15 protein-coding genes are annotated in these 15,486 nt (G+C 37.5%); 8 read left to right on the forward strand and 7 right to left on the reverse strand.

What is annotated here, in order from left to right; genetic code table 11:
• Positions 1-51: 51 nt before the first annotated feature.
• The 3 genes from AC1M9N_RS00715 to AC1M9N_RS00725 form a co-directional block, all read right to left on the reverse strand.
• On the reverse strand, positions 52-1,917 hold the full coding sequence (locus tag AC1M9N_RS00715) for a SurA N-terminal domain-containing protein (protein WP_481954075.1): 1,866 nt from the start codon (positions 1,915-1,917) through the stop codon (positions 52-54).
• 128 nt (positions 1,918-2,045) lie between these two features.
• Positions 2,046-2,318, reverse strand: a complete 273-nt coding sequence (locus AC1M9N_RS00720) for an HU family DNA-binding protein (RefSeq protein WP_035263613.1) — start codon at positions 2,316-2,318, stop codon at positions 2,046-2,048.
• A 168-nt stretch (positions 2,319-2,486) separates the two neighbouring features.
• Positions 2,487-2,915, reverse strand: coding sequence for a phasin family protein (locus AC1M9N_RS00725; protein ID WP_092766445.1), 429 nt, complete (start codon positions 2,913-2,915; stop codon positions 2,487-2,489).
• 233 nt (positions 2,916-3,148) lie between these two features.
• Here AC1M9N_RS00725 and AC1M9N_RS00730 point away from each other — a divergent pair, with 233 nt between their 5' ends.
• From AC1M9N_RS00730 to fdx, 8 genes are all read left to right on the forward strand, one after another.
• The gene (locus AC1M9N_RS00730) at positions 3,149-3,799 is read left to right on the forward strand and encodes a hypothetical protein (protein ID WP_180027820.1); all 651 of its coding nucleotides are present in this window, start codon (positions 3,149-3,151) and stop codon (positions 3,797-3,799) included.
• Positions 3,800-3,939: 140 nt separating this feature from the next.
• Positions 3,940-4,413, forward strand: coding sequence for an Rrf2 family transcriptional regulator (locus AC1M9N_RS00735; RefSeq protein WP_035263618.1), 474 nt, complete (start codon positions 3,940-3,942; stop codon positions 4,411-4,413).
• A 1-nt stretch (position 4,414) separates the two neighbouring features.
• The gene (locus AC1M9N_RS00740; RefSeq protein WP_481954076.1) at positions 4,415-5,632 is read left to right on the forward strand and encodes an IscS subfamily cysteine desulfurase; all 1,218 of its coding nucleotides are present in this window, start codon (positions 4,415-4,417) and stop codon (positions 5,630-5,632) included.
• A gap of 103 nt (positions 5,633-5,735) precedes the next feature.
• Entirely contained in the window at positions 5,736-6,122 is a 387-nt protein-coding gene (iscU, locus tag AC1M9N_RS00745) for a Fe-S cluster assembly scaffold IscU (RefSeq protein WP_035263622.1), read from the forward strand.
• A 30-nt stretch (positions 6,123-6,152) separates the two neighbouring features.
• Entirely contained in the window at positions 6,153-6,473 is a 321-nt protein-coding gene (iscA, locus tag AC1M9N_RS00750; RefSeq protein WP_035263624.1) for an iron-sulfur cluster assembly protein IscA, read from the forward strand.
• 101 nt (positions 6,474-6,574) lie between these two features.
• The gene (gene hscB, locus AC1M9N_RS00755) at positions 6,575-7,090 is read left to right on the forward strand and encodes a Fe-S protein assembly co-chaperone HscB (RefSeq protein WP_092766335.1); all 516 of its coding nucleotides are present in this window, start codon (positions 6,575-6,577) and stop codon (positions 7,088-7,090) included.
• Positions 7,091-7,127: 37 nt separating this feature from the next.
• Positions 7,128-8,987: a Fe-S protein assembly chaperone HscA gene (gene hscA, locus AC1M9N_RS00760; RefSeq protein ID WP_481587493.1), complete on the forward strand. Its 1,860-nt coding sequence runs from the start codon at positions 7,128-7,130 to the stop codon at positions 8,985-8,987.
• Between the two features lie 16 nt (positions 8,988-9,003).
• Positions 9,004-9,342 carry an ISC system 2Fe-2S type ferredoxin gene (gene fdx / locus AC1M9N_RS00765; protein ID WP_035263630.1) on the forward strand — a complete coding sequence of 113 codons (339 nt, stop codon included), beginning with the start codon at positions 9,004-9,006 and terminating at the stop codon, positions 9,340-9,342.
• 64 nt (positions 9,343-9,406) lie between these two features.
• On the opposite strand, the gene AC1M9N_RS00770 is transcribed toward fdx, so the two are convergent.
• From AC1M9N_RS00770 to AC1M9N_RS00785, 4 genes are all read right to left on the reverse strand, one after another.
• Positions 9,407-10,849 (reverse strand): adenylate/guanylate cyclase domain-containing protein, encoded by a 1,443-nt coding sequence (locus AC1M9N_RS00770; protein WP_481954077.1) that lies wholly within the window; start codon positions 10,847-10,849, stop codon positions 9,407-9,409.
• A 52-nt stretch (positions 10,850-10,901) separates the two neighbouring features.
• Positions 10,902-11,339 carry an HIT domain-containing protein gene (locus AC1M9N_RS00775; RefSeq protein ID WP_481954078.1) on the reverse strand — a complete coding sequence of 146 codons (438 nt, stop codon included), beginning with the start codon at positions 11,337-11,339 and terminating at the stop codon, positions 10,902-10,904.
• Positions 11,340-11,563: 224 nt separating this feature from the next.
• Entirely contained in the window at positions 11,564-15,022 is a 3,459-nt protein-coding gene (mfd, locus tag AC1M9N_RS00780; RefSeq protein ID WP_481954300.1) for a transcription-repair coupling factor, read from the reverse strand.
• A gap of 101 nt (positions 15,023-15,123) precedes the next feature.
• Entirely contained in the window at positions 15,124-15,474 is a 351-nt protein-coding gene (locus AC1M9N_RS00785; RefSeq protein WP_481954079.1) for a hypothetical protein, read from the reverse strand.
• Positions 15,475-15,486 lie beyond the last annotated feature (12 nt).

Genomic DNA, 15,486 nt, shown 5'->3' on the forward strand with positions numbered 1-15,486 from the left:
ATAAAAAAAGCACCGAAGTGCTTTTTTTATGAAGATAGAATTACTGGTGAGTTACTTGATTTTTGCAACTGACTTTAAATACTCAGTGTAATCTTTAAGTAATTGTGTACCACGATAGTTTTGATAAAGCTGTGCAAGCTGCTGTTTTTCTTCAGCCGAAATCGAATCCATAGATGGTTTATTTACCTCAGCCACACCGATAATTACCATTTCATTTGGTAATTGAGCTGTAGTCACAGACCACATTCCTGCTTTAGGTGCAGGCACACTAAATGCAGCACGTTCAATTTCTCGTTTAAGACCTTGAGAACGAGTAAAAACACCAGCATTTACGAAAGATTGCTGATGCTTAGTTAAAACCTGCTGTGAAGGTAGTGTTTTAAAATCCTTTAACATTGCAGCAACTTTTGCTTGAGCAGCTTCATATGCCTTTTGATTCAACAGCTTTTCTTTAACCTTCGCTTTGGCTACTGATAAAGGTTGAACACCAGCTTCACGGTATTCACGAACTTTCAACCAAACTGTATCACCATTCGCCAATTGTATATTGCTGGTCGCATTACGATCACCATTTTTTACATCTTGACTAAAGATCTTAGCTTTTACAGCAGGATCCGCTAGGACTGTATTTTGAGTGGCAAGAGTTACATTATTCGCAGTAACCAATTTAGCCGATTTTAATTCCTGAGGGACTACATCTAAAGCATCGCTACTTACAACGAGCTCATTCAAACCATTTACTAGATCAGAATAAGCATTGGCATTTTTAGATTTTAATAAATCAGCTTCAAGACGTGCTTTTTCAGACTCAAAACTAGCAACATTCACTTGAGCAGCTTTAGTTTGAATAATATGTACACCAAAATCGGTTTTTACTGGCTTAGAAATCGTACCTTTTGAAGCTTGAACTGCATTATCAAAAGCATCACCGAATACACCGGCTTCATAACCATCAACTCGACCCGCATTATCTTTGGAACTAGAATCTTCAGAATACTGTTGAGCAGCCTCTGCAAAAGATAATCCTGATTGAATTTTTGCATAGACATCATTGGCTATTTTTTCAGCCTCAAGCGCAGTACGATTATCTGTTGTAATCAAAATATGTTGGACTTCAACTTTGGCATTTTTATTTTGTTGAGTTACATATTGATCATAAGCTTGTTTTAATTCTGCATCTGTAACAGTTGTTGTGGCATTTGCTACCATAGCAGGCGTTACCAATACATAATCAAGATCAACTGAGGCAGGTTGCTTAAACAGCACTTTATGTTTTTCATAATAAGCAGCGACTTCAGCATCAGTTATTTTTACAGACGTTTTGTAATCATCCAATTTTACAGATGACATAAATAACGTACGTTGCTCACCTTGTAGATTTGCGATTTGCTGAATATCACTTTGGCTTACCAAAGAATTATCACGAATGCTTGAAACTAACATTTGAAGCGCATGATCTTGTCTTAAATTTTGGATTAGACCCTGGCTCGTCATATTAATTGATCGAAGATAGTTTTCATAAGCTTGTTGTGAAAATTTACCATCAACCTGCAGACTTGGCTGTTGAGCAATCATTTGTTCAATCTGAGCATCACTTAAACTGATGCCTAACTTTTCAGCCTGCTGAACCAATAAAGCACGATCAATTAAACTATCTAGAGCCATTTGTTCAATATACGATTGATTCAGAAGTGATTCATCACCTTGAACCATTTGTAAGAATTGATCTTTATAATTCTTCGTTTGAACTTCTAGCTCTTTATTAGAAATTTCTAAATCATTAACGGTTTTAGCAATCCCATCTTTGTTTCCACCACCGAAATAGCCTTCAATACCGACCAATGCCAATGGTGTCAAAAATAATACTAGAAGGACTTTGCCGAGCCACCCTTTAATGAGTTTACGAAACGATTCCATAGGTATTCCAATATTTTATTTCAAAGCGATTCTAACTGATAATCCAAACCGAATATATCAGATGAAGCCATAAATTTTCTTTTTAATAAAAAACGCGCCAAGTCGGCGCGTTTTGGACTTAATAAGAATTAAGCTACAGAATCTTTTAAACCTTTACCAGCTTTAAAGCTAGGAACTTTGCTTGCTTTAATTTGTAATTCTTCGCCAGTTTTCGGGTTACGACCAGTGCGTGCAGCACGATCTTTAACGCTGAAAGTACCAAATCCTACTAAAGTAACAGAGTCACCTTTTTTCAGCGCTTCGCCAATAGAAGCAATAGTCGCGTCCAATGCCTTACCAGCATCAGTCTTAGACAATCCCCCTTTCTCTGCAATTGCATCAATCAATTCTGATTTATTCATGAAGATTACGTCCTCTTATATCGTTTGTTTAAAATCCAAGGCTTGTATTTTAAAAGGCCATGACGACTTTATAGCAATGCTTTGGGGGGAAACGCAATACTGCTCGACCTGTTTTGATCAAAATAAGCGACAAAAAATACCAAAATTACAGTTTTATCTCTAAATCCATCATTTTTTTTCGAGTTTAGCTCGTAAAGCTTGATTTTCAGCAATGAGCACATCTAATTTCTGGTGAATATCTAAAATCATATTCTCAAGATGTTGTACATCTTTAGTTGAGACGAGCCCAATACGATTAAGCGAAGTACTCACCCCATGATCTAAAAGTTTTTCGACCTTATCTTTTTTATCCGTAACAGACTCTTTAGTTTTTTCCGCAACTTTGTTTACTGTTTGATCTGTAAATTCAACCGTTTTTGATTCAAGCTCTTCACCAACTTTGACTAAAGAGTCAAACATTTTATTACCTTCTTCCTCTGCGCGAGAAAAAGCACCTAAACCAGCAAGCCAAATTTGTTTAGTATATTTACGAAAATCAAGTGTGGACTTGCGTTGATGCTTTGTTTTACGTGAGTTTGCAGGTTGTGAGTTGTCCATTAATTCCTGTTCTTTATTGTTATTTACATCTTGATCCACCGTTACACTCCTGTATATTTTAGCCTCTAAACTGACTATTCGTGCATAAAATACATTGATAATATCAAATATCGCTATTGAACCTTGTTCAAAACTGTTCTACAAAGCAATGATAAATGATGTAATCTTAGACTTAATTTAAGTTTGTGTTAATAGAACTTTTTAGATTTATTAAATTTGAATAGGATTTTTTTATGAGTGAATCGCAACAACAACAAGGTCATACCCGTTTGTTGCTTAACATTGTTATGTTAGTTTTAGAGACATTCTATTCTTTCGTCTTAAAACATGACCATGTTGTTCGCCTTCAAGCAAAAAAATTTGTAGAACAACAAATTACAATTAAAATGAATAGCTATATCCCCTATTTTGACTTCTATATCCAATTTACGGATAAAGGCATCTTATTTGACCTTCAAGCGCCAGAAAAAGAACCTGACCTCAAGGTAAGTAGTACTTTAGTCGATATCATTCAAATTTTCGGGTTTGCAAACCGCAGAAGTTTGAAAAAAATGCGTATTGAAGGTGATCAAACCCTTAAAGACGAATTCAGAGATTTAGCATTACATCTCTCAACACCGAAATTACTTTCAGATTGGAAAAACTGGTTAACAACAGCTTCTGAAGACCAAGATACAAAGGCTTCGAGAAAACGCATTGCACCATTACTTGAAAAAATTGACTTACAAAGATCTAAAATCAATACACTTCAAGTAGAGGTAAAACAATATAAAAATCGTATTCGTCGCATGCAAACCAACCAAAAACGTATCAATATTGCGTTCGGGATAGTTTCGGTTCTATTCGTGGCTTTAATCGTGTATAATTTATTGATTATTTATTAAAATAATAAAGTTTTATCTGTTTAAATCCTCGCCATATTTAATTCCGATTAATTTAGTTGGGTTTTTAGAAAAAATACTTGACTAAATTAGTCGGAATTCATAAAATTTCATCATCTAGCCTTTTACACGTGTATCGAATCATGCGCTTAACCACTCGCGGTCGCTACGCAGTGACTGCATTACTTGATCTAGCTTTGCAGCCGACTGAACAAACCATTACTTTGGCAGAAATTGCTACTCGCCAAACTATTTCTGTGGCTTATTTAGAACAACTATTTGCTAAATTAAAGCGTCATGGCTTGGTTTCGAGTGTACGTGGTGCTAATGGTGGATACCATTTAGCGCGTAATGCTTCTGATATTACGGTCTTAGAAATTATTGAAGCTGTAAACGAAACTGTTGATGCAACACGTTGTGACCACAAAGGTAACTGCCAAAATGGCGCAATGTGTCTAACTCACGATTTATGGCAAGAACTCTCCCTCCACATTGCCGATTACTTAGCTAAAATCTCTCTTGCTGATTTAGTTGCTCGCGATAACGTTCAAACTGTTGCGATCCGCCAGAATACAGCTCCATTAGATTCAGCCCTTTTATCGGTTACAGGTATTTGACATGAAACGTCCAATTTATCTTGATTATGCTGCAACGACTCCAGTCGACCCACAAGTTGCTGAGCGCATGATGGAATGCCTTACATTCGATGGGACTTTTGGTAACCCTGCATCACGTTCGCACGCATATGGTTGGCAAGCTGAAGAAAAAGTTGAATACGCTCGTGAGCAAGTTGCAAATCTTGTAAAAGCAGATCCACGTGAAATCGTTTGGACATCTGGCGCTACAGAATCTGACAACCTTGCACTGAAAGGTGTTGCACAGTTCTACGCTTCAAAAGGCAAACACATCATTACGAGTAAAATTGAACATAAAGCAATTTTAGATACTTGCCGTGAATTAGAACAAGAAGGCTTTGAAATTACCTATCTTGAACCAGAAGCTCAAACAGGTCTAATTACTCCTGAAATGGTTCAAGCTGCTTTACGTCCAGATACAATTCTTGTTTCATTAATGATGGTCAATAATGAAATTGGTACTGTGACTGATGTTGCCGCTATTGGTGAATTAACTCGTGCGAATAAGACATATTTCCACGTAGATGCCGCTCAAGCTGCTGGTAAAGTTGAAATCGATTTATCAACCATGAAAATTGATTTAATGAGTTTCTCTGCTCACAAAATTTATGGCCCTAAAGGTATCGGTGCACTTTACGTACGTCGTAGTCCACGTGTGCGTCTTAAAGCTCAAATGCATGGTGGTGGTCATGAGCGCGGTATGCGTTCTGGTACGCTTGCAACTCACCAAATCGTTGGTATGGGTGAAGCATTTGAACTTGCAGGTAAAAACCTAGTTGCTGAACAAACTCGCTTACGCACTCTACGTGACAAACTTTGGAATGGTCTACAAGATCTTGAACAAGTTTTCTTAAATGGTCATCCGACTCAAAACGTAGCAAACTACTTAAACGTAAGTTTTAACTTCGTTGAGGGTGAATCTTTAATGATGTCACTTAAAGATGCTGCTGTTTCATCTGGTTCAGCTTGTACTTCTGCAACATTAGAACCTTCTTATGTTCTTCGTGCATTAGGCTTATCTGATGAGTTAGCACACAGTTCAATTCGCTTCAGTTTTGGTAAATATACGACTGAAGAAGACATTGATCACGTACTAGAATTGACAAAAGCTGCTGTAGAAAAATTACGTGACCTTTCTCCACTTTGGGATATGTACAAAGAAGGGATTGATCTGTCGAAAGTTGAATGGACAGAACACTAATTTAAACCAAACACATGCATCTTATTAAGCTTAAATATTGAAATTTAATAAGATGCACCCATATTAAATATTATCAGCTGACCCTGAGGTTTGGAGACGCATCATGGCTTATAGCGAAAAAGTGATTGATCATTACGAAAATCCTCGTAATGTTGGTGTTTTAGATAAAAACGCAGAAAACGTAGGTACAGGTATGGTCGGTGCACCAGCTTGTGGTGACGTTATGCGTCTTCAAATCCAAGTGGATGAGAATGGTGTAATTGAAGAAGCTCGCTTCAAAACTTACGGATGTGGTTCTGCAATTGCTTCAAGTTCACTTGTAACTGAATGGCTAAAAGGTAAAACTTTAGACCAAGCACAGCAAATCAAGAATATTGATATTGCAAATGAACTTGCGCTTCCTCCTGTAAAAGTACACTGCTCTGTACTTGCAGAAGATGCAATTAAAGCTGCTGTAGAAGACTACCGTAGCAAAAAAGCGAAAGCTTAATTTAGCGCTTGATGATTGAATGGAGTTTTCATGATCAATTTAACTGAAAATGCTGCAACTCATATCAGCAATTATTTATTGAATCGCGGTAAGGGTGAAGGTATTCGCGTTGGTGTGAAAACTTCAGGTTGTTCTGGATTGGCTTATGTTCTCGAATTCGTTGATGAAGTTGACGAACATGATCAAGTCTTTGAACAGTTTGGGGTTAAAGTTTTCGTTGATCCGAAGAGCCTTGTTTATCTAGAAGGTATGGAAATGGACTATGTTAAAAATGGTCTAAACGAAGGTTTTGAATTCAACAACCCAAACAAAAAAGGTGAATGTGGTTGTGGTGAATCTTTCACTGTTTAAGATAATCATTCTCTTTTTACCTGATTAAAACAGTGCCCTGCACTGTTTTAATTCTATTCAGCGCCCACTTTTATTTTTCACTATTTTGGAATTTCCAATCCATGAATCATTTTGAGTTGTTTAATCTCCCTGTAGCACTCGATATTGATTTAGCAACTTTGAAAGCTAACTTTCTAAAATTGCAGCAACAATATCATCCAGATAAAGCTGAAAATAAAGACCAAGCCTTGATCAAATCTAGCGAAATCAATCAAGCTTATAAAGTTTTATCTCAAGTTGACAGCCGTGCTGGATATTTACTTACACTCAAAAAACAAGACTATCATTTAGATCAATCCATCAATGATTTCGAATTTTTACAATCTGCATTAGAAATTCGTGAACAGTTAGATGAAGCTCAAAGTTCTGAACAACTTTCATCTTTAAAAACTGAAGTGCAACAATGGATTGATGGTTTAGTTCGCGAATTCAAAATAGACTATGAAGCTGAAGATTGGGCTGAGTCTCGCGATACTGTTCGAAAATTACGTTTCTTCCAAAAAGTGATGAATGATATACATCAAGCTGAAGATCGTATTCTCGATGATGAAGATTTTGACTTAGATGACGAATTCTAATTTTATTTTTTTGTTTTATTTTCAAGGGATTTAACACATGGCACTCTTGCAAATTGCTGAACCTGGACAATCAAGTGCGCCACATGAACATCGCATTGCTATTGGTATTGATTTAGGTACGACCCACTCTCTTGTAGCAACTGTGCTTTCTGGCAAACCTAAAGTTCTAAACGATGAACAAGGTCAAGTGTTACTTCCTTCTATCGTACATTATGCTGAAAACTCTACTGTGCTCGGCAATGACGCAAAACCGTTTATAACTCGTGACCCACAGAATACTATTGTCTCTGTAAAACGTTTTATGGGACGCTCAAAAGCTGATATTAAATTTCAACACCCATATCAATTGGTGGGTGAAGACAATCAGATGCCTGCTTTTGAAACAGCGCAAGGTCGTAAAACACCTGTCGAAATTTCTGCTGAAATTCTAAAAAATCTAAAAGATCGTGCTGAAGCAAGTTTAAAAAATCCCATAAATGGTGCTGTCATTACAGTACCTGCCTATTTTGATGAGGCACAACGTCAAGCAACACGAGACGCTGCACAGCTCGCTGGTTTAAACGTACTGAGATTATTAAACGAACCTACAGCAGCAGCTGTAGCGTATGGTTTAGATCAAGCAACAAATTTAAGTACAGATCAAAATTATGTGATTTACGACTTAGGTGGTGGTACTTTCGACGTCTCCATCCTACGTTTCTCACAGGGTGTATTTGAGGTACTCGCTACAGGTGGACACACTGCACTTGGAGGCGATGATTTAGATCGTCTTATCGTCAAGTGGGCTAAAAAATCACTCAATATCGAGACCTTAGATGATAACGAGTATGCACACTTCCTTGTTGCAGCACGTAAAGCGAAAGAAGCTTTATCGGACCAAGATCAAGTTAATCTTCAGCTTTTAGAAAACGAATTAACTTTGGATCGTTCAACGTTTGAAAGCATCATTAAAGTTGCTCTAGATAAAACGATTTCAGTGTGCAAACGAGTATTACGTGATGCTAAATTGAAATTAGACGATATAAAAAATGTCGTTTTAGTAGGTGGCTCTACTCGCTCTTATGCGGTACAAAAAGCTGTAGCAGAAGTATTTAGTCAAGAACCCCTGTGTACCATTAATCCAGATGAAGTCGTTGCAATCGGTGCTGCAATTACTGCCAACCAATTAATTGGTAATAGTACAGATGGTTCTCTACTACTTGATGTAACACCATTATCACTTGGTATTGAAACCATGGGTGGACTAGTAGAGCGATTAATTTCACGCAATACTGCAATTCCTGTCGCTCGTCGTCAAGAGTTCACCACGTATCAGGATGGTCAAACTGCGATGTTAATCCATGTTGTCCAAGGTGAGCGCGATTTAGTAGAACATTGCCGTAGTCTCGGACGTTTTGTTTTACGCGGCATTCCACCGATGACTGCTGGTCAAGCACGCATTGAAGTGACTTATCAAGTCGATGCTGACGGTCTCTTATCGGTATCTGCTCGTGAAACAACATCTAACGTCTCAGCTCAGATTGATATTAAACCATCGTATGGTTTATCTGATACTGATATGGAGCGCCTACTGGTTGATGGTTTTAAATTTGCAGCAGAAGATAAAGCCCTTCGTCATTTACATGAAACTAAAGTTGAAGCTCAACGAGAACTTGAAGCTCTTTCTCAAGCGCTTAAAGCTGATATTAAACTCTTGACTGAACAGGAAGCTCAGGATTTAATTTCTGCACAAACTCATTTGGCTCAACAACTTGAAACTTCTGATATTGAAGCAATTGAAGCTGCTGTTGCTGCGTTAAAAGTTCATAGTGATGCATTTGCTGCAAAACGAATGAATCAACATATTGATCATGCTCTCAAAGGCACTAAGCTTGACGATTGGTCAAACTCAAACTAAACATAGGTAAAAATTTATGCCACGTATTAAAGTTCTTCCACATGCGCAAATTTGCCCTGAAGGTGCTGAGTTTGAAGTTGAGCAAAATGCCAATCTTTGCGAAAGCCTACTAAAAAATGGTATCAAAATTGAACATGCTTGTGATATGTCTGCAGCTTGTACGACCTGCCATGTCATTGTTCGTAAAGGTTTTGATGGTCTTGAAGAAATGAATGATGTAGAAGCAGATTTACTCGATCGTGCTTGGGGTCTAGAGCCAGATTCACGTCTTTCTTGCCAAGTAAAAATTGAAAATGATGATTTAGAAGTTGAAATTCCGAAGTACACGATTAACCATGCTTCTGAAAATCATTAATCATTTGTAAAACTATAAAAAAAGGTCACTTAAGTGACCTTTTTATTTGTGTAGATATAAAATCCTAATTTAGATATTTTACTTCATCAGATAGTTTTAATTTCACAATACCAGAAGAGTTGGTTAAATCCTGCTGAAGTTTAATACGTTCAATCATTTTTTCTAAAACTGCGATTAATTCAGCATATTCGTAATTTTGTACTTCTTCCATATTCAGCACCAGCTGAAACCCTTTGTACTCATAATCAAACCAATGTTGATGGGTTTGCTTGGTGCTATATTTTTCCATTACCTGCCAACTCTTAATCGAACCATGAATCCCTTTCAGTTCTACAGGTTCCTGAGGCGCACAAAGATAATAGTTTTTAACTAACTTATAAGTCTCATCCGAGATTAAAATTTCATCAATTTCTGCAGCATTTTGAAGTCTTGCAGCTAAATTCGCATCCCGCCCAACAATGGTATATGCCATTCGATGAACTGCGCCATAGTTACCAACGTGACAATAACCAGTACTAATGCCCATACGTATATGCAGTGCTGAGTATCCCATTTTCACCCAGCGTTCACGCAAAAATTTCATTTGTTGACGCATTGCCATCGCCATATCGATGCAATTTTTGGCATCTTGTTCAACCCCTTGCGAATCTGGATCTCCAAAGAAAATGAGAATCGCGTCTCCCATAAACTTGTCAATTGTTCCACCATATTGCTTGGCAATTTCAGTCATATGGCTCAGATAGTCATTCAAAACAAAAGCTAAGTCATCTGGAATAAGAGTCTCTGAAAGCTCAGTAAATCCCTGAATGTCAGAGAAAAAAATCGTAATTTTTTTTCGTTTATATTCAAGTTTCGCTTCAGTTTCACCACGCATGATTGATTGCCACAATTGAATTGGTGCATAGCGGCTTAACTGATTCGATAACTCAATATATCGATTCATTTCTTTAAAATAAGTTTGACGTTGAACATCTAATTTTTTTACACGTCGATTCTGATAATAATTAGCAAAATTCACAAAAAGAATCGCACATATACACGAGACTACGGACAATTCGATTGAAGTTTGCTGGAAATAATCTTCAAAACCAAAAATAAAAATTGTACAAATATAAAAAACAATGATCGCAACTAAAATTGCAATCGAACTCACCATCATCGAAATTTTATTATTAACGGCGGTATACACTAATCCAAACAGGAAAACAAATGTTGGCAACAAACTTAAATGCACTGCTGCTAAGGCGGTAGCTACAACAACAACATCAATAATAAAGAACGCAAAACGTCTGGTTTTACTACCATAACGATATTGGATACTGTGTGAAATTCGGGACGCTAATAGAATCAGCAAGAAAATAAATAGAGGGTATAAAATCTGATAATTTTGGTTTTGTGAAGTGAAATAATAGATCACAACAAGAATCGCGATCATCACATACCCCATCATCCTGAGGAGTACTTCAAATTGCTGTGGCTCTTTATCCAGCATTCGTTCAAATGGCAATTGCTATTACCTCAATTCACATTATTTTTATTCTTCCCTGAAATTGACGTATTTACTCCATACGCCAATCGAAAGGCATGTCACCTTGACCACGTAGCGCGAGCATGAGCGTTTGACGCATATGCGCTAAAACATCATTACTGTAAGGAACTGCAGGTGAAGCACTCCAAACAGGCTTAGGCCATGCAGAATCATTCTGATAACGAACTACATGATGAAAATGAAGTTGAGGAACCATATTTCCTAGTGCTGCAACGTTCATTTTATCCGCACGGAAAACTCGAGATAATTGACTAGATAACCAGCTAGATTCTCTTAAAAATTGTTCTTGGTCTGCTTGGCTTAATTCATATAATTCAGTTACACCAGGAACACGCGGCACCAAAATCAACCATGGAAATTGCATGTCATTCATTAAACGACAAGTTGAAAGTGGAAAGTCGCCAACAAAAAAAGTATCTTGAGCAAGTTGTGGATGCAAACTAAACATATATTTATAAATGACGCAAAAATTAAATGGATAGCTAATACTAACACAACAGTTTTAGACTGAGTATTATTAGTCATGTGTTTCGATACAAAAAAATATGTATTTCATTGATTTGAATCTCACTCATTCATTGCAACTCATCGCTAAAAAATCTACCTATAAAGTTGACTGTCAGCCAGTGCATTTTGAGCAATGAACAAGTCTAGATTCAAGCCCAACTTAGATCAGTTGAGCCCTCTCATCAATTCATCTAAAAGATCATTAATAAACTGAATTCTTTTGTCATTTTCCTCAAGCATAACCATCACTTTCAGACGTTGACCACCGTCCATTCTAAAAAATGTCGGATGTTTTTGCATCATTTGGATAATACTCATCGCTTGAACAGGAGTATCAGGTGAAAATTCAATTTGGCCACCCTGCTTACTCAAGTCAATCTTGGTAATACCTAATTTTTCTGCTTTTATACGCACCTGATGAACAGTAAAAAGATATTTCACTTGTTGAGGTAGCACACCAAAACGATCGATAAGCTCCATACGGATATGATCGAGTTTTTCTTGTGTATCCGTATTACTAATTCGCTTATAGAACAATAAACGCTGATGCACATCACCTAAATATTCATCTGGAATTAATGCAGGCATATGTAAACTAATTTCAGCCGTGAGTGACAAAGGGGCATCAAAGTTAGGAGTCTTACCATTTTGGATAGCTTTAGTCGCTTTCTCAAGCATTTCCATATATAGACTATATCCAATTGCATGCATTGAACCACTTTGTTGCTCACCTAAAAGCTCGCCTGCTCCACGTATTTCTAAATCCTCTGTTGCCAATACAAAACCAGCGCCTAAAGTAGAAGCACGCTGAATGGCATCAAGTCGTTTTTCAGCATCACCTTTTAAGCCTTTAATAGACGGAACCATCAGATACGCATAGGCTTGATGATGAGAGCGCCCCACACGACCACGCAGTTGATGAAGTTGTGCCAAACCTAGCTTGTCTGCTCGCTCGATGATAATTGTATTGGCATTTGGTACATCAATTCCCGTTTCAATAATGGTCGAACACACCAATACATTATATTCTTTATGATAAAACTGCTGCATGACCTGTTCTAACTCACGCTCACGCATTTGACCATGCGCAACTGCAACCCGAGCTTCAGGAACTAACAACCGAATATTTTCAGCCGCTCGTTCAATGGTATCCACTTCATTATGCAAAATATAAACCTGACCACCACGTAATAGTTCACGCAAGATCGCCTCTTTCATCGTGGCATCGGTCTGCTCATTGACAAAGGTCTTAACAGCGAGACGGCGTGCAGGTGGTGTAGCAATAATTGAGAGGTCACGCATACCTGAAAACGCCATATTTAAGGTACGCGGGATTGGCGTAGCGGTTAGAGTCAGCATATCTACATCGGCACGCATCGCTTTAATACGTTCTTTATCTCGCACACCAAAGCGATGTTCTTCATCAACAATCATCAATCCAAGTTGTTTAAACTGGACATTTTCCTGCAAAATTTTATGCGTTCCAATGACGATATCAACTTTACCCTCTGCCAAATCTTCGATCGTTTTTAAGTGTGTTTTATTTGAGCCAAATCGAGATAACACTTCAATACGGATAGGCCAATCAGCAAATCGATCTTTGAAAGATTCATAATGCTGTTGCGCAAGTAAAGTTGTTGGAACTAAAACAGCAACTTGCTTATTGTTCTGTACAGCAACAAAAGCAGCTCTCATCGCTACTTCTGTCTTACCAAATCCAACATCACCACAGACTAAACGATCCATTGGTTTAGCTTGTTGCATGTCGTATAAAGTCGCTTCGATAGCATTCGCTTGATCAAGCGTTTCTTCATAAGCAAAACCACTGACAAACTGCATATAAGTAGTGTGATCTAATTCAAATTGAATACCTGGTTTTGAGTGGCGTCTTGCTTGAATATGAAGAAGTTCGGCTGCAACATCATGTATCTGTTCTAGTGCTTTGCGCTTAGCTTTATTCCAAGCATCAGTACCAAGTTTATGCAGTGGTGCTAAATCAGGATCACCTCCACTGTATCGACTAATCAGATGCAAATTGGTGACAGGAACATAGACTTTGGCATCATCAGCATAATTAAGTTGCAAAAATTCGTGGTCTTGATCATCAATACATAAAGTCACTAATCCCGCATAGCGACCTACACCGTGATCAATATGAACTACAGGAGCACCTATACTTAATTCAGTTAAACTTTTAACTAAGAACTCTTCAGAAACTTCATGCTGGCGTTTTCTACGGCGTTGTACAACACGATGCTCATAGAGTTGATTTTCTGAAATGACAGATATTTGTCCTTTAATCTCCAAGCCACGCTCAAGTGGTGCATGCGTTACTGCTACTGAATATTGTTGATTAATAAACTCCTGATAATGCTCTACAACAGGAATTTCACCCATACTTGCTCGCAAGGAGTCCTTTAACGATTCACGACGTCCCGCACTTTCAGCGACGAGTAAGACAGGGTGTTGCGCAGCATCAATAAATGATTTTACAGCATGAAATGGCTGTTGATGTTTAGGCTCTACCGCTAAACGAGGTGGCTGTTCAGCAGAGGTATTAATTACACCCGCTCTAGGTTCAAAAACTTCGTCAGATGCGATAATACGAGGAAACTGATTGAGTTGTTCAAAAATTTGATTTTGTTGAAAGAAGATTTGTTCTGGAGCTAATAAAGGTTGATCAACATTATGACGTCGGTCTTCATAACGCTGATAAATATCTTTCCAAAATTGAGTTAATTCACTTTCAATATTGCGATCTGTAATGACAATGGAATGATTTGGTAAGTATGATGTAATACTACTTTGTTCTAGCATTTCTTTTTTTGAAAAGAACAGCGGAAAGTAATAGTCCAATCCAGGTGAAGATATACCCTCCATTACATCCTGATAAATTGGATTTTTTTTCGGGTTCGCCGTTGGAAACTCTTCAGCATAACGGTCTCGAAATTGAGCTCTACCTTCTTTTAAAGGAAACTCTTTAGCTGGTAAAACCTTAAAATGTTCAAGTTTCGTCGTGGTCCTTTGAGTTTCTGGATCAAAAAATTTTAAAGAATCAATTTCATCATCAAACAAATCTATTCGAATTGGAGCATCTTGCCCCGAAGCAAAAATATCAACTAAGCTTCCCCGAACAGCAAATTCTCCATGATCATATACAGTATCGACCAAATGATAACCAGCCTGAATCAGGCGTTGTTTCTGCTTTTCTAAATCAAATTTTTGCCCAACGCTAATATCAAAATGCTCACCTAACACCCAAGACGTCGGCGCAACACGTTGTGCCAAAGTTGTGCTTGAAATGAGTAGTATCCCTTTTGCTGGCATATTAGAGAGCACTGATAATCTTTCTGAGACAATATCTTGATGCGGAGACAACCGATCGTAAGGTAAGATCTCCCAATCTGGAAAGATCGTGGGCTTCACACCATAAAATTCAAGTTCACTCTCAAGTTGAGCTAAATGTTGATTATTTCTAGCTACCAGAACAAAGAGTCGATCAGAGTTTTGACTTATTTCTTTTAAAAGCAAAGCGATGGCAGAGCCTTTAAGCGCCCCTAACCATCTTTTTTCGCCAGATTTTATTTGTGATAGATTAAGTTGAGAAATTTCTTTTTGGAACATGAAGATCGCTTTAAAAGTCTGGTAGGACATTGCACTATTTTATCATGTTCAAAATCGAGAATGAGTTATTTTTAGATATCACAAACATTCAGTCGCAAACATTAGCGCTCACGTTTGAATTCACGATAATAATCATTGAGCAATATCACGAATTTTTTTAACTGTTCTAGATTCTGTTGATTATTACCTAATCTCGTAGTAAAACGACCTGTATTCAACTCGAGATCTATTTTCTCTTTGATCAACATTCCCCGATAAAATAAATTTTCCAAATCATCAAAACGAGTAACCTTTCGGTTCGAAAAATATGACAATCTTTCATTTAGTTCATTCAAAACAAAGTCATCGATAATATATCCTAATTCAGGATCATAACGAATTTGATGGGTCTGTAAATAAACTTGCTCAGCCGATGGTTTTTTTTGAAACAAATCAGAAATTTTTTTAAACATAGTTCGGTAAGA

The sequence above is a fragment of the Acinetobacter sp. ANC_7655 genome, assembly GCF_056784015.1.

Excerpts from the sequence above, each read along its gene's own strand:
- mfd (WP_481954300.1), bottom strand. The coding sequence starts at position 15,022 with ATGTTCCAAAAAGAAATTTCTCAACTTAATCTATCACAAATAAAATCT.
- fdx (WP_035263630.1), top strand. The coding sequence starts at position 9,004 with ATGCCACGTATTAAAGTTCTTCCACATGCGCAAATTTGCCCTGAAGGT.
- hscA (WP_481587493.1), top strand. The coding sequence starts at position 7,128 with ATGGCACTCTTGCAAATTGCTGAACCTGGACAATCAAGTGCGCCACAT.
- iscU (WP_035263622.1), top strand. The coding sequence starts at position 5,736 with ATGGCTTATAGCGAAAAAGTGATTGATCATTACGAAAATCCTCGTAAT.
- AC1M9N_RS00775 (WP_481954078.1), bottom strand. The coding sequence starts at position 11,339 with ATGTTTAGTTTGCATCCACAACTTGCTCAAGATACTTTTTTTGTTGGC.
- AC1M9N_RS00735 (WP_035263618.1), top strand. The coding sequence starts at position 3,940 with ATGCGCTTAACCACTCGCGGTCGCTACGCAGTGACTGCATTACTTGAT.
- hscB (WP_092766335.1), top strand. The coding sequence starts at position 6,575 with ATGAATCATTTTGAGTTGTTTAATCTCCCTGTAGCACTCGATATTGAT.
- AC1M9N_RS00740 (WP_481954076.1), top strand. The coding sequence starts at position 4,415 with ATGAAACGTCCAATTTATCTTGATTATGCTGCAACGACTCCAGTCGAC.
- iscA (WP_035263624.1), top strand. The coding sequence starts at position 6,153 with ATGATCAATTTAACTGAAAATGCTGCAACTCATATCAGCAATTATTTA.
- AC1M9N_RS00715 (WP_481954075.1), bottom strand. The coding sequence starts at position 1,917 with ATGGAATCGTTTCGTAAACTCATTAAAGGGTGGCTCGGCAAAGTCCTT.
- AC1M9N_RS00730 (WP_180027820.1), top strand. The coding sequence starts at position 3,149 with ATGAGTGAATCGCAACAACAACAAGGTCATACCCGTTTGTTGCTTAAC.
- AC1M9N_RS00720 (WP_035263613.1), bottom strand. The coding sequence starts at position 2,318 with ATGAATAAATCAGAATTGATTGATGCAATTGCAGAGAAAGGGGGATTG.
- AC1M9N_RS00725 (WP_092766445.1), bottom strand. The coding sequence starts at position 2,915 with ATGGACAACTCACAACCTGCAAACTCACGTAAAACAAAGCATCAACGC.
- AC1M9N_RS00785 (WP_481954079.1), bottom strand. The coding sequence starts at position 15,474 with ATGTTTAAAAAAATTTCTGATTTGTTTCAAAAAAAACCATCGGCTGAG.